Genomic DNA, 13,232 nt, shown 5'->3' on the forward strand with positions numbered 1-13,232 from the left:
CCGATTCTTGAAGTGACTTAACCAAAATCTTATCGATGAAAAAAATCTTCTTATTCTGTTTATTACCTGTCTTGCTTTCTGCCCAGGCCGATCTTAAAGTGGTAGAAGGAGTTAATTGGACTACAGATTATGCGGAAGCTATGGAAAAAGCTGCAGAGGAACATAAAAACGTACTACTCTACTTTACGGGTAGCGATTGGTGTCCTCCATGTAAAATGCTAAAGGCCGATCTGTTCGAAACTTCCAATTTTAAGGATCTGGCGAAACATTACGTATTGTTATATATTGATATGCCCAGGAATAAAGACCTGCTTACCTCCGAGTTATTGGCACACAACAAGGAACTTTTATCCAAGTTTAACAAAAAGGGGGTTTTTCCGTTGATGAAAGTACTTAATCATAAGGGACGGGAACTAGGTGAAATTTCCGGATACAATATGAACGGTTATATTGAACCGCATCTGAACCTACTGCAAAAACACTGTAAATAAAAAGGGCTTCAAATCCTAATAATTATTAGAGTGAAGCCCTTCTGAGGTTGGTCAGTGTTCTGGTGTTACTTGTTGTTCTTTTCAATAGACCAAGCCATTCAGTCCGCTAAATCTAATCAAAATATCGATAATTAGCATTAAATCATCGATGAAATGCACAGGGAAGCCAAGAATTATTGATAAATCGGGTCCTCAACTGTTACAATGCTACCTAAAATATCGTATTTTTAAGGGTATGTTGTAATACCCCGCTATGATTCAAATAAAAAAGGAAAAGACAAACAGTTTTAGCTTCAGCCTAAAGACCGAAGGTGGGATTACTCTGCTAAAAAGTGTAGAATTCCATAGTGAAGAGGCTATAAAAAAAACGATTACGAGCCTGTATCCCTTGGTAAAAAACAATAATGCCTTTGAGCGAAGAACAAATAGTTCCGGGGAATTCCTTTTTAATTTAAAAGACGGCAACGGAAGAATTATTGGCAATAGTCAGCTATACAATTCAGAAGCGGGTATGGAGAATGGCATAAAAAATCTAAGAAACCGCATTACTTCGCTACCACCCAACCTAGATTTAGGTTTAGTTTAAGCTCGCTAATAGCTCTAGCAGGGCGTTATGCATCGCTTCGGTATAGTCCAAATGGGTTACAATACGTAATTTTCCTTGGCCCATGCTAATGATCTGAACTCCTTTCGCTCCCAATTTTTCCACAAACTGATCGCCGCTGAGGTAGTTTTCATCAATTTCGAATATGATGATATTGGTTTCTATGGGCTCTACCTTTTTTATAAAAGATAACCCTGTGAGCACCTCCCCTATTGTTTTTGCCTTCCTATGATCTTCTGCAAGTCGGTCTATATGATTATCCAAAGCATATATTGCAGCGGCGGCCAGAAAACCGGCTTGGCGCATTCCTCCTCCCAGTACTTTTCTTACCCTAAGTGCTTTCTGTATTAAATCGTTGCTGCCCACAAGAGCAGAACCTACAGGACACCCCAGGCCCTTACTGAAACAAACGCTTATGGTGTTAAACATGGCGCCGTACTGTAAGGGAGATTCCTTTTTGGCAACCAAGGCATTCCATAGTCGGGCACCGTCTAGATGATATGCCAGGCCGTTGGTATTGCATACCTCTTGTATACTTTGCAGTTCATCAAAATCCCAACATGCACCGCCGCCCTTATTTGTGGTATTTTCAATACATACCAATTTACTTAGAGGGCTGTGGTAAAAATCGGGAGGGTTTATGGCATCCTTTACCTGACTGGCTGTCATCATGCCCCTATTGCCATCCACCAGTTTACAAGAAACTCCGCTATTAAAACTAACACCACCACCTTCGTAGTTGTAAACATGCGCATATTTGTCGCATATCAATTGATCTCCCGGGTTTGTATGGAGTTTAATGGCTGTTTGGTTGGCCATGGTACCACTTGGAAAAAACAGTGCGGCCTCCATGCCAAAAAAACCCGCCACCTTTGCTTCCAATGCATTTACCGAAGGATCTGCCTTAAAAACGTCGTCACCTACCTTGGCGCCCATCATAGCTTCTAACATCCCCTGGGTGGGTTTGGTTACTGTATCACTGATTAAATTTATTTCCACATTGTTTCACTTATTCGGTTAATAAGAAGGTGTCTTTAAAAGCTGGGTAAAAGGTATTAGTACATACAGTCCATGCCAATAGGAGAACCATCTGGGATTTTGGGGGAAGGAATAACTTTAAACCGCTCAGGGTGTTTATTAAAATTGCTTATTCTACGTACAATTTCCCTGTCGTTTGCCCCTTGATCTCCTTTAAGCGTCAGGGCATTCACTTTGCGCAATGCTTCCCTGGCGAGGGCATTTACCTGGGGATGTACCGAAGTATGTGCGGCCAAACTCATAAGATGGTGTAGCACCCTAAAATTAATAATCGCCTGTATTTCACTTATATAGCTGTCCTTGTGATCTTTATTGACCGTGTTTTCTATAACCCTGTCCAACACCTCCGACAACCCCAAATTATTATGATCTAAACTTTTCTGTTGTATTAATCGCGATGCACGTTCTGGGTGCATAAGGAAAGTTAATGTCATATCGGCTGCTGTTTCTGGTGCTGAAAGCGCATCAAAAGATATCCCTGTCCTGCCTTTTAGCGATTCTCTGGTACGATTGTACCCTATTGCCCTAGGTGGAAACAAAGAAAGTTTTTCCCTGGGAATGGCTATTTCCTGGGCATTCAATGTTCTTAAAAGCTGGCCCAAGGCATTTTCCTGAATCTTTCTGTCCAAGATCGATACGGTGGTTTGCCCATCGCCTTTTACCGCATAGTTATAGTCTAACCCGCTTATAAGCTTAGCCACGGCTTCCGTTTGATATCTATGGAAAAAATACAAAGGCGCAAAAACATCTTCCAATACGGAGTTGGGTTCGTTTTTTCTAATATTGTCCATCGAAAAATTTGTAATGGCCATCTTGCGAACCGCCAATACATTGTTTAACTCTTCACTTGCGCTTTTTCCGTTATCCCACAAATGTGCAAGTCCATGTGCCCCGCCTGCCGGTCTGGCATCTTGGTCGGAGATATACCGCAAACCTTTGGAATTTGCATCTGCCAATACTTTGTTCAGTGCTTCTTTTACATCGGTATCTTTGGAAAACTCCGAATAGGAATAGGCAACGGTTACTTTGTCCCATTCCCCGATTCCGGTTGCGTAGGCTTTTGAAAAATCGATCTCTCCATTGGAAATGGAGAATTGAGGGTGCGGATAGTCCATTACAGAAGCTCGTCCATTGGTACTGGCGGCAAAATTATGGGCAAAACCTAAAGTATGCCCTATTTCATGGGCCGAAAGCTGACGTATTCTTGCCAAGGCCAAGGCTAACATAGCATCGTGGTTATCGTCCCTTTCCGCAAATGGTTTGTTCATCAAAGCTTGTGCGATCAAAAAATCTTGACGAATACGCAAGCTTCCCAAACTTACATGCCCCTTCATAATCTCACCAGTACGGGGATCAGTAATACTGCTGCCGTAGCTCCATCCTCTTGTAGATCTGTGAACCCATTGGATTACATTATATCTTACATCCAAGGGATCCGCATCATCTGGTAATATTTTTAGCTGAAAAGCATCTTTGTAACCTATGGCCTCAAAAGCCTGGTTCCACCATCTCCCACCTTCTAACAGTGCAGAACGTACAGGTTCTGGTGTACCGTTGTCCAGATAATAGATAATAGGTTCCACCGCTTCGCTTACGTCGGCCGTGGGATCCTTTTTCTGCAGTCGGTGTCTGGTAACAAAGCGTTTTAAAATAGGCTCTTGTACCGGGGTGGCATAATCATAATAAGTGAAAGGGTAAGATCCGCAACGGGGGTCGTACACTCTTTTTTCATAGCCTGCATCGGGCAGTTCAATAAATGAATGGTGTTGGGCCACGGTCACCAAACGTGGGTTTGGTGTTACCGAGCGTATGTAATCGCCCTTGGGATCTCCCTCAAAGGTCAGTGTAACATCAAACTCCACATTCTTTGGAAAGGCCTTTGTACGATCCATATCCAACGCACTTTTAGATTTAGCTAGGGTATAACTTCCCTGTTTGGCGCTCTTTAGCCGGGCAACCACACCATGCACATCCTGCATTAAAAAGTTGGTAATATCTATAATGTACTTTCCATCTACCTCCTTTTGTATCTTAAACCCGCCTAGCACAGATTTAGCAAAAGCCTGTTCTACGGACTTTTTTTCGAGCATATTATCGGTAAGTGCCCTATAGCTTAGGTTTGGCTGCACCAACATTAGTTTATTTCCGGCTCTCTTAAAGTAAACCACCTGTTCATTGCCCAGTTGTCCCCTATCGAGTCCTATATCGTTACTACCTATACCACTGCTTAACGAATAGACATAAAGTAGTTCTTTGTTCAATTCCTCTACTTCTAGATAAATTTTATCTTTTTTCGCATCGTAATAAAAGTTGTAAAAACCATCAAATTTTTGAAATGACGAGAGATCATCAGTCAGTTGTGCATTAATGCCACCCATGCAAAAAACGGTTAGGAGTATGAGGTATTGAAAGTGCTTCATTATTATTTGGTTTGAATTTCTAAATTTATGTAAAATTGATTGTTCAACCATGTATAAATTCTATTTTTGCCAAAACCATTGATTCATGATTACAACAGATCTACATAAAGATCTTATAGAACGCCTTGGTGCGTTGAGGAGGTATCTTTGACATAGATGCCAAGCTTATAGAACTAGAGAACGAAGAGGAAAAAACGCTGGCTCCAGATTTTTGGGACAACCCTCAGGAAGCCCAGGCCCAAATGAAACGTATTCAGTCCAAAAAGAAATGGGTGGACGATTATAATACAGGCATCACCTTAACCGGGGATCTGGAAGTTTTATTGGAGTTTTTAAAAGAAGGAGATGTAACGGAAGAGGAAGTAGCGGGTCAGTACCAAAAAGCGCTTTCACATATCGAAAAGCTCGAATTTAAGAACATGCTTTCCGAAGAAGGGGATGATCTTACGGCGGTGCTTCAGATTACCGCGGGTGCCGGGGGGACAGAAAGTTGCGATTGGGCGGCCATGTTAATGCGGATGTATATGATGTGGAGCGAAAAAAATGGACATAAGGTTAGGGAACTTAACTATCAGGAAGGAGATGTTGCAGGTATTAAGACCGTTACTTTGGAAATTGAAGGTGAATTTGCCTTTGGTTGGCTTAAAGGAGAAAACGGAGTACATAGATTGGTAAGAATATCTCCTTTTGATAGTAATGCCAAACGGCACACTTCGTTTGCTTCGGTCTATGTTTATCCACTGGTAGACGACAGTATAGAAATTGAAGTGAACCCGGCAGATATTGAAATTACTACTGCCCGATCTAGTGGTGCTGGCGGACAAAATGTAAATAAAGTAGAAACCAAGGTGCAACTGGTACACAAGCCCAGTGGAATTCAAATTTCGTGCTCAGACTCAAGATCGCAGCACGATAATAGGGCTACGGCACTTAAAATGTTGAAATCGCAATTGTACGAAATTGAGCTACGTAAAAAACAAGAAGCCCGCCAAGAAATAGAATCCTCCAAAATGAAAATAGAATGGGGATCGCAAATAAGAAACTATGTAATGCACCCCTATAAATTGGTGAAAGATGTTAGGACCGCTGAAGAAACGGGTAATGTGGATGCGGTAATGGACGGGAATATAGATTCGTTTTTAAAGGCCTATTTAATGATGAGTGGGCAAAAAGAAGTCTAATTAACATAAAAAACGGCGTATGGTTAAAATTTATCACAATCCCAGATGCAGCAAATCTAGAGAAGGACTCTCCGTATTGGAAGAATCTGGCGCGGTATTTGAAGTTGTTAAGTATCTAGAAAATATTCCTTCCAAGGAAGAACTTACGCAAGTAATTAACTACCTTGATCTTAAACCAGAAAACCTGGTTCGTAAAAACGAAGCCATTTGGAAAGAAAAGTTTAGAGGGAAGATACTAACAGATGAACAGGTAATAGAGGCAATGGTGCAGTATCCTAAACTTATTGAGCGGCCAATAGTAATCAAAGGAAATAAAGCGGTTATAGGAAGGCCCGTTGAAAAAATAAAGGAACTTTTAGCTTAGAATTACGTAATTTGCAGTATAACAAACAGATAGTACAATGAAAGTCAGTATACAATTTGTTTTAACCTTGTTTGTTTTCATACTCTGTGCCCCCGAGCTTCAGGCTCAATATCAAAATGGGCGTAGATATGGAAATGGGTATGGGAACGGTTACGGAAGACGATCTAGTACCCTACCACGGGTACAGTCTCCCCCGCAAGAGGCAAAACCATTAACAGCAGAAGAAGTTTTAGATCAACAGATGCCCAAGATTACCGAGACGTTGGAATTGAACGACTTTGAGCAAGCCGTTGTAAGTACCACACTCTTAAAATATTTTAAGGAACGTCAGCAATTACAACTTCTGAGTCTAGAACCGGAAAAGGCCCGGGAAGGATATGAAGCAATCCTTAAAAAGGAGAACGATGAGTTAAAGGCAGGATTGCCCGAAGAAAAATACCAAGCCTATTTAGACTTAAAAGAAGAAGGGTTTAATAAGGCCAACAGAAAAAAGAAAAAGAAGAAAAAAAAGAAAAAGGACAAATCCAAAGAGGATGAAAAATAAAAAAGGAGCCAATTGGCTCCTTTTTTTATGCTTCTCGTTCGGCTTTTTTAGCCGCCCTTTTTTCTTTAAAAATCTCCAATAGATTACCTCCCAACCAATACGGCACAACAAACAACAACAAAAACATCATCAGCCAAAATCCTATGGTAAGTATGGTTAAAAATGCCAAAAATCCTAAATACTGGTCGAACTCGAACATAATCTTAAAATTTACTTACGCAAAGATACTTCCAAATACCCTAATACTGCAAACGAAATTTTAAAAAAAATGGAAATAATTCTTCAAAGCAGTACCTTTGTTAGGAACATAACTATCAAAAAATGAGTTTTAGAATAGAGAAAGATACCATGGGAGAGGTGAAGGTCCCATCCGATAAATATTGGGGTGCCCAAACCGAACGTTCTAGAAATAACTTTAAGATCGGGCCATCGGCCTCCATGCCCTTGGATATTGTTTATGGCTTTGCCTATTTAAAAAAGGCCGCAGCGTATACAAATCATGAGCTTGGGGTACTTACCCAGGAGAAACGAGACCTTATTGCATCGGTCTGTGATGAAATATTGCTTGGCAAGCATAACAATCAGTTTCCTTTGGTCATCTGGCAAACAGGTTCGGGTACACAAAGTAATATGAACGTTAACGAAGTAATTGCCAATAGGGCCCACGAATTGGCAGGAAGGATCATTGGTGAGGGAGAAAAAACCATTCAACCCAATGACGATGTTAACAAATCCCAATCTTCTAACGATACCTTTCCAACCGGAATGCATATCGCCGCCTATAAAAAAATTGTGGAGGTTACCATACCTGGGGTAAGCCAGTTAAGGGACACTTTAGATAAAAAGTCCAAGAACTTTTGCGATGTGGTAAAAATAGGACGTACCCATTTAATGGATGCCACCCCACTAACCCTGGGACAAGAATTTTCTGGCTATGTTTCCCAATTGGATCATGGACTAAAAGCGCTTAAGAATACGCTAGATCATCTTAGTGAATTGGCCCTTGGAGGTACAGCCGTTGGTACAGGGCTAAACACTCCTGAAGGTTATGATGTATTGGTGGCAAAATATATTGCGGAATTCACCGGATTGCCGTTTAAGACCGCTGAAAATAAATTTGAGGCTTTGGCAGCTCATGACGCCATTGTGGAAAGTCATGGTGCTTTAAAACAATTGGCGGTATCCTTAAATAAGATTGCCAATGATATTAGGATGATGGCTTCCGGACCAAGATCTGGTATAGGCGAAATAACAATTCCTGCTAACGAACCCGGAAGCTCCATTATGCCCGGCAAAGTAAATCCTACCCAATGTGAGGCGCTTACCATGGTATGTGCGCAAGTTTTAGGTAATGACGTAGCCATAAACGTTGGCGGTACACAAGGACATTACGAACTTAATGTCTTTAAACCCATGATGGCGGCAAATATTCTAGAATCGGCAGAGCTGATCGGGGATGCTTGTGTAAGTTTCGATATCAACTGTGCTTCGGGTATTGAACCAAATAGTGAGGTAATTACACAATTGTTGAACAACTCCCTAATGCTGGTAACGGCACTTAACACAAAAATAGGTTATTACAAGGCCGCGGAAATAGCCAATACCGCCCATAAAAATGGAACTACACTAAAAGAAGAAGCCATAAACCTTGGTTATGTTACCGAAGCCGAGTATGATGAATGGGTAAGACCAGAAAAAATGGTAGGCTCAATTAAAAAATAGATATTACGCATAAAAAAAGGGACGATCAATAGACCGCCCCTTTTTTATAATAATGGATAGTGTTTACTATTTTAAAGCGAACTTGGAAGTTCCCAATAATTTTAATCTATCGTCATAAACGTTTACCATGTAGTTTCCTTTCTGGAAATCTCCTGATGGCTTGTTTACATAGTCACAAACATCCAAAGACTTGTTTTCGTAGTAGAAGTTTGTTCCTTTACTATATGTTACGGAAGCTCCGGAATCATCGGACTTAGAAAAGCTCTCACCCAATACGTTCCCTTGTGGATCCAATACCTCAACAAAGAATTCTCTGTCTCCGGCATCGGCGATTACGTTATCGGCAACTGTAAAACAAATTTTAAATTTATCGGTTCTGCTAGCTCTAGAAGTAGATACCAATTTACCATTGCTACGCTCCTTAACGGCATCAACAGCAAACTTGGAAAGGTTTAAAGCAGACCCTCTTTCAACAACATCGGCCAATTGTGTGTTTTGAACAACCAATGAATCGTTAAATACAGTTTGTTTCTCCAACTCTACAAAAGTACTATCGCGCTGCATGGCGATCAAAGTGTTGGACTGTGTTAAAGAATCAACTTGCTTTAACAACATTTCTCTTTCTTTCTTAAGTACACTTACTTGTCTTCTGTAACGAGAAAGTGAAGAAATATCAGCTTTCATTGTTTTAACAGAATCAATGTATTTTGCAATATTATCTCTAGCGCTTACCAACTCTTCGTTAGTTGCGTTGCTTTCCAATATAGCTTTGTCATATTCAGATTTCAAGCTATTTAAATCCTCTACTACCAATTCTTTTTCTTGGGTAAGCTGATTTGTAGTCTTTTGTTTATCTTGATAAAGACTTACTGTGTAGATAATGGTACCTAACAATACCACGCCTAGCAAACCTGCTATTACCTTCAATCCGTTGTTACTCTTTGTTTCAGTCATAATGTAAAAATTAGTTAACCTGTGTTTACTTTGATAAAAAAGTTATTTGTTTTATACGACTATATACGATGCAATTTTCCTTTTAGATTTTTTAGATGAAAAAAAATATATTTTTAACGTAGCTAAATGGTTGTAAACCCTAACTTTATGGTATTCCACATAGTTATTCATTTAAACACCAATAAACATGAGAAAGCTAATTTTACTTTTTATAAGCTGTTGTTTTACCTATATGGGCTGCAAAGAAAGGAAACCAACTTCCAAGGCTCCCGATACAATTGACACTGCTATGACCACCCAAAAGGAAAATGCCGAAATAGAGATTATACCTGTTTCCCATGCCACAGCCGTGCTCTTATGGAAAGATATCACCATATACATAGATCCCGTTGGAGGAGCTGATGCTTTTAAAGCCCATAAACAACCCGACCTGATTCTTATAACAGACATACACGGGGATCATTTAAGTGTTGAGACATTACTTGATCTTAACACGGAAAAAGCAAAAATTATGGTACCCCAGGCGGTAGCGGATAAAATGCCCCCTGAATTTACTCCACAAATAGACGTACTTAATAACGGAGATTCCAAGGAACGTTTTGGAATTAAGGTAGAAGCCATCCCTATGTACAACCTAAGGGAAGAGGCCCTTAAATTTCATGAAAAGGGAAGAGGCAACGGCTATGTTTTAAATATCGCTGGTGAACGTCTATATTTTTCTGGGGATTCAGAGGATATTCCTGAAATGAGGGCGTTAAAAGATATAGATAAGGCCTTCGTCTGTATGAACCTTCCCTATACTATGACCGTAGAAAGTGCGGCCGATGCGGTACTGCAATTTAAACCCAAACAGATATACCCATACCATTATAGAGGAAGACCGGAAGTGAGCGACGTTGTAAAATTTAAAGCACTTGTAAACGAAGGCAATCCAGATATCGAAGTGGTTCAGTTAGATTGGTACCCTGCAGATCCTTATTAGCGTGAAAAAGGTTTAACAAAAATAATGTAACAATATCTTGCCAAATGCGTCATATACAATTAAGGGCGCTAGCCCGTGACTAATTAATAACCTAATAAACTACGAATGAAATTTACACTGAAATCATTATTTCTCGGTGCCCTTGCCCTTTGTATGGTGGGCTGCGCCGGGGAAAAGGAGGAAAAGAAAGAAACAGCGAAGTTTCAAGTCCCCGTTGAGTACTATAAGCTCGATAACGGGTTGAAGGTAATCCTATCCCAAGACCATACCTCCCCTACCGTTATTGTGGCAGCCTATTACAACATTGGCTTTCGGATAGAGCCCAAAGATCGCACAGGGTTTGCCCATTTATTTGAACACATGATGTTCCAAGGATCCAATAACCTGGGTAAAATGGAATTTGTAAAACTAGTACAGCAAAATGGCGGCGTTCTAAACGGATCTACCCGATTTGATTACACCAATTATTTTGAAATAGTACCGGCACACAAATTAGAGACCATGCTTTGGGCAGAAGCAGATCGTATGAGAGGCCTTGCCATTACCCAAGATAATTTGACAAATCAGCAAGGGGTAGTAAAAAATGAGGTGAAGGTAAATGTCCTTAACCAGCCTTACGGTGGTTTCCCTTGGTTAGATATGCCTCAGTACGCCAATACCAACTGGTACAACTCCCATAATTTTTATGGCGATCTCGAAGATTTGGATGCTGCCAATCTAGAAGACGTTGCCAGCTTCTTTAAAACCTATTATGCACCTAACAACGCGGCCATATCCATTGTAGGGGATTTTGAACAGGAAGATGCAAAAAAATGGATCGAGAAATACTTTGGAAACATCCCTGCATCCGAACTGCCACCTAAACCAGATATTTCCGAACCAAGACAGGAAGAGGAAAAAGAATTTGTAAAAGACGATGCCCTAGCCAATAAACCGGCCATTGCAGTGGCTTATCAAATGCCCGAAAGAAATTCTCCAGAATACTATGCCATGGGCCTCTTGGACCAAATTCTGGTGAAAGGGGATAACAGTTTGCTGGCCCAGAAATTGGAAAAAGAAAAAGGATACACCTCGGATGTCGGCGGTGGTATTAATTACCTATTGGGAAATATGTACAACTACAAAGGTCCCATGCTATGGATGTATAGCCTAACCTATGATACCGAAACTTCCAGGGAAGATATTTTAACAGCAATAGATGAGGTTATGGTAGACCTTAAAAGTACCTTATCTCAAGAAATGCTAGATAAAGCCCTTATAAAGATACGATCGCAACTCTATGACAATGTTGGAGGCACTTTTGGTTTGGGAAGGGCAGATCTGCTCTGTAGTTTTGCTCTGTTCGATGATAATCCACAACGCATAAATACCCTGGAGGACGAGTTCAAAAAAATCACTCCAGAAATTATGAGTAGGACAATCGATGAGTACTTAAGAAAAACGAATCGTACTATTCTTACCATCAACCCTTTATTGGCTAACAACGAAAAATCAGAATAATGAAAAATATACTAACGTTTTGTTTGGCGATTGCGCTATCGGTATCCTTTACAAACGCCCAGGAAAAAGAACAACCCCCTGTAGGCGGTGAACCTAAAGGCTTTTCCCTCCCTAAAAAGGAAGTGGTTAATTTTGACAATGGCCTTACCCTTGTAATGGTACCTTATGGTGCTATTCCCAAAGCAACCATCAACTTCAATATCAAAACCGGAAACATTGATGAAAAGGAGAATCAGGTTTGGTTGGCAGATTTATTGGCCGATTTACTGGAAGAAGGAAGTACTACAAAAACGGCAAAGCAAATAGCCGATGAAGTGGCCGGCATGGGCGGCAACTTAAATATAGGTGTAGGCGCCCATACATCCTCACTCAGCAGTTCAGTATTGTATGAGTTTGCTCCGGAAGCCATTTCATTAATGGCCGATGTGCTTAAAAACCCAAAATGGCCAGAATCTGAATTGGATCGCTTAAAGAACGACATGAAACGCCAGTTATCCGTGCAATTGGCTTCTCCCCAGTCCCAAGCTAGTAGGGACTTCTTTGGTGCTGTCTACCCCGATCATCCTTATGGAAGGACCTTCCCAGATGACGCAATGATAGATTCCTATACCGTAGCCGATATTAAACAATTCTACGACGATAACTTTGGAGCCGAAAGGACAACCATTTACGTGGCGGGCAATTTTGATAAGGAACAAGTACAAGAGGCTGTAGAGAAGTCCTTGGGCGATTGGAGAAAAGGTACACCAGCGTCCTATACAATTGCAAAGCCAAGTTCTGAAGGACAAGTAAAGATAGTAGACCGTCCGGGAGCTCCACAATCTACAATCTATTATGGTCTACCTACAATAGACCCTTCTAGCGAAGATTTTATTGCATTGGATGTCACCAACTCCATTTTGGGAGGGTCTTTTGCATCTAGGATAACCAGTAACATTAGGGAAGATAAAGGATACACGTATTCCCCATATAGCAGCCTTCAGACCAACTATAAATCTGGAGTATGGTATCAGGTGGCCGATGTAACAACGGAACATACCGGGGCTTCGTTGACAGAAATAAAGAAAGAAATTGCAAAATTACAAAGTGAACCACCTTCAAAAGAAGAAATGGAAGGTATTATAAACTACGAATCGGGTATTTATGTCTTGCAAAATTCATCACCCAATGGTATCATAAACCAATTGGTGTTTTTGAACGTGCACGATTTGGATGAGTCTTTTTTGGTCGATAAAGTAAAAAACATGCATGCGGTAACACCACAAAAAGTTATGGAAATGACCAAAAAGTACATCAAACCAGAGCAAATGACCCTTATTGTAGTTGGGGATAAGGAAAAGATAAAAGATCAAATAGAAGAAACGCTCAATACCGCTATTAAAGAATAGTTCAAACACTTCCAATAACAAAAACTCCCGCCAATGAGCGGGAG

At 40.6% G+C, this 13,232-nt stretch carries 13 protein-coding genes; 9 read left to right on the forward strand and 4 right to left on the reverse strand.

The genetic code is table 11. The features are described 5' to 3' along the window. Window positions 1-35: 35 nt before the first annotated feature. Window positions 36-491: a thioredoxin family protein gene (locus ACEQ81_RS10830; RefSeq protein ID WP_411030908.1), complete on the forward strand. Its 456-nt coding sequence runs from the start codon at window positions 36-38 to the stop codon at window positions 489-491. A gap of 253 nt (window positions 492-744) precedes the next feature. Further along, window positions 745-1,077, forward strand: a complete 333-nt coding sequence (locus ACEQ81_RS10835; RefSeq protein WP_411030909.1) for a YegP family protein — start codon at window positions 745-747, stop codon at window positions 1,075-1,077. Here the strand turns inward: ACEQ81_RS10835 and ACEQ81_RS10840 are convergent. Beyond that, window positions 1,069-2,094, reverse strand: a complete 1,026-nt coding sequence (locus tag ACEQ81_RS10840; protein ID WP_411030910.1) for a threonine aldolase family protein — start codon at window positions 2,092-2,094, stop codon at window positions 1,069-1,071. The two genes, ACEQ81_RS10835 and ACEQ81_RS10840, sit on opposite strands and share 9 nt — an antisense overlap. A 56-nt stretch (window positions 2,095-2,150) precedes the next feature. Next, a complete protein-coding gene (locus ACEQ81_RS10845; RefSeq protein ID WP_411030911.1) occupies window positions 2,151-4,553 on the reverse strand; it encodes a zinc-dependent metalloprotease in 2,403 nt (800 codons plus the stop codon). Between the two features lie 85 nt (window positions 4,554-4,638). On the opposite strand from ACEQ81_RS10845, the gene prfB reads away from it, so the two are divergent. From prfB to ACEQ81_RS10860, 3 genes are all read left to right on the forward strand, one after another. Continuing rightward, window positions 4,639-5,734 (forward strand): peptide chain release factor 2 gene (gene prfB, locus ACEQ81_RS10850; protein WP_411030912.1). Its coding sequence is split into 2 segments (ribosomal slippage): window positions 4,639-4,701 and window positions 4,703-5,734, totalling 1,095 coding nucleotides; the frame shifts between segments, so codons are not numbered across the junction. Between the two features lie 19 nt (window positions 5,735-5,753). After that, window positions 5,754-6,098 carry an arsenate reductase (glutaredoxin) gene (gene arsC, locus ACEQ81_RS10855; protein ID WP_411030913.1) on the forward strand — a complete coding sequence of 115 codons (345 nt, stop codon included), beginning with the start codon at window positions 5,754-5,756 and terminating at the stop codon, window positions 6,096-6,098. A 37-nt stretch (window positions 6,099-6,135) separates the two neighbouring features. Further along, window positions 6,136-6,642: a hypothetical protein gene (locus tag ACEQ81_RS10860; protein ID WP_411030914.1), complete on the forward strand. Its 507-nt coding sequence runs from the start codon at window positions 6,136-6,138 to the stop codon at window positions 6,640-6,642. Window positions 6,643-6,667: 25 nt separating this feature from the next. Here ACEQ81_RS10860 and ACEQ81_RS10865 read toward each other — a convergent pair whose 3' ends face one another. Next, complete coding sequence (locus tag ACEQ81_RS10865; RefSeq protein ID WP_411030915.1) at window positions 6,668-6,841, reverse strand: hypothetical protein; 174 nt, start codon at window positions 6,839-6,841, stop codon at window positions 6,668-6,670. 122 nt (window positions 6,842-6,963) lie between these two features. Between ACEQ81_RS10865 and fumC the strand changes: the two genes are divergently transcribed. Next, on the forward strand, window positions 6,964-8,364 hold the full coding sequence (gene fumC, locus ACEQ81_RS10870) for a class II fumarate hydratase (RefSeq protein WP_411030916.1): 1,401 nt from the start codon (window positions 6,964-6,966) through the stop codon (window positions 8,362-8,364). Window positions 8,365-8,430: 66 nt separating this feature from the next. On the opposite strand, the gene ACEQ81_RS10875 is transcribed toward fumC, so the two are convergent. After that, the gene (locus ACEQ81_RS10875; RefSeq protein WP_411030917.1) at window positions 8,431-9,318 is read right to left on the reverse strand and encodes a hypothetical protein; all 888 of its coding nucleotides are present in this window, start codon (window positions 9,316-9,318) and stop codon (window positions 8,431-8,433) included. A gap of 187 nt (window positions 9,319-9,505) precedes the next feature. On the opposite strand from ACEQ81_RS10875, the gene ACEQ81_RS10880 reads away from it, so the two are divergent. The 3 genes from ACEQ81_RS10880 to ACEQ81_RS10890 all read left to right on the forward strand — a co-directional run bounded on the left by ACEQ81_RS10880 (window position 9,506) and on the right by ACEQ81_RS10890 (window position 13,188). Continuing rightward, window positions 9,506-10,300, forward strand: coding sequence for an MBL fold metallo-hydrolase (locus ACEQ81_RS10880; protein ID WP_411030918.1), 795 nt, complete (start codon window positions 9,506-9,508; stop codon window positions 10,298-10,300). 105 nt (window positions 10,301-10,405) lie between these two features. Then, the gene (locus ACEQ81_RS10885) at window positions 10,406-11,800 is read left to right on the forward strand and encodes a M16 family metallopeptidase (RefSeq protein WP_411030919.1); all 1,395 of its coding nucleotides are present in this window, start codon (window positions 10,406-10,408) and stop codon (window positions 11,798-11,800) included. Further along, window positions 11,800-13,188 (forward strand): M16 family metallopeptidase, encoded by a 1,389-nt coding sequence (locus ACEQ81_RS10890; protein WP_411030920.1) that lies wholly within the window; start codon window positions 11,800-11,802, stop codon window positions 13,186-13,188. Before ACEQ81_RS10885 ends, ACEQ81_RS10890 begins: the two co-directional genes overlap by 1 nt. Window positions 13,189-13,232 lie beyond the last annotated feature (44 nt).

The sequence above is a fragment of the Spongiimicrobium sp. 3-5 genome (assembly GCF_046557915.1).
Taxonomy (GTDB): Bacteria; Bacteroidota; Bacteroidia; order Flavobacteriales; family Flavobacteriaceae; genus JBHEBG01.

Excerpts from the sequence above, each read along its gene's own strand:
- ACEQ81_RS10830 (WP_411030908.1), top strand. The coding sequence starts at position 36 with ATGAAAAAAATCTTCTTATTCTGTTTATTACCTGTCTTGCTTTCTGCC.
- ACEQ81_RS10835 (WP_411030909.1), top strand. The coding sequence starts at position 745 with ATGATTCAAATAAAAAAGGAAAAGACAAACAGTTTTAGCTTCAGCCTA.
- ACEQ81_RS10845 (WP_411030911.1), bottom strand. The coding sequence starts at position 4,553 with ATGAAGCACTTTCAATACCTCATACTCCTAACCGTTTTTTGCATGGGT.
- arsC (WP_411030913.1), top strand. The coding sequence starts at position 5,754 with ATGGTTAAAATTTATCACAATCCCAGATGCAGCAAATCTAGAGAAGGA.
- ACEQ81_RS10860 (WP_411030914.1), top strand. The coding sequence starts at position 6,136 with ATGAAAGTCAGTATACAATTTGTTTTAACCTTGTTTGTTTTCATACTC.
- ACEQ81_RS10865 (WP_411030915.1), bottom strand. The coding sequence starts at position 6,841 with ATGTTCGAGTTCGACCAGTATTTAGGATTTTTGGCATTTTTAACCATA.
- fumC (WP_411030916.1), top strand. The coding sequence starts at position 6,964 with ATGAGTTTTAGAATAGAGAAAGATACCATGGGAGAGGTGAAGGTCCCA.
- ACEQ81_RS10875 (WP_411030917.1), bottom strand. The coding sequence starts at position 9,318 with ATGACTGAAACAAAGAGTAACAACGGATTGAAGGTAATAGCAGGTTTG.
- ACEQ81_RS10880 (WP_411030918.1), top strand. The coding sequence starts at position 9,506 with ATGAGAAAGCTAATTTTACTTTTTATAAGCTGTTGTTTTACCTATATG.
- ACEQ81_RS10885 (WP_411030919.1), top strand. The coding sequence starts at position 10,406 with ATGAAATTTACACTGAAATCATTATTTCTCGGTGCCCTTGCCCTTTGT.
- ACEQ81_RS10890 (WP_411030920.1), top strand. The coding sequence starts at position 11,800 with ATGAAAAATATACTAACGTTTTGTTTGGCGATTGCGCTATCGGTATCC.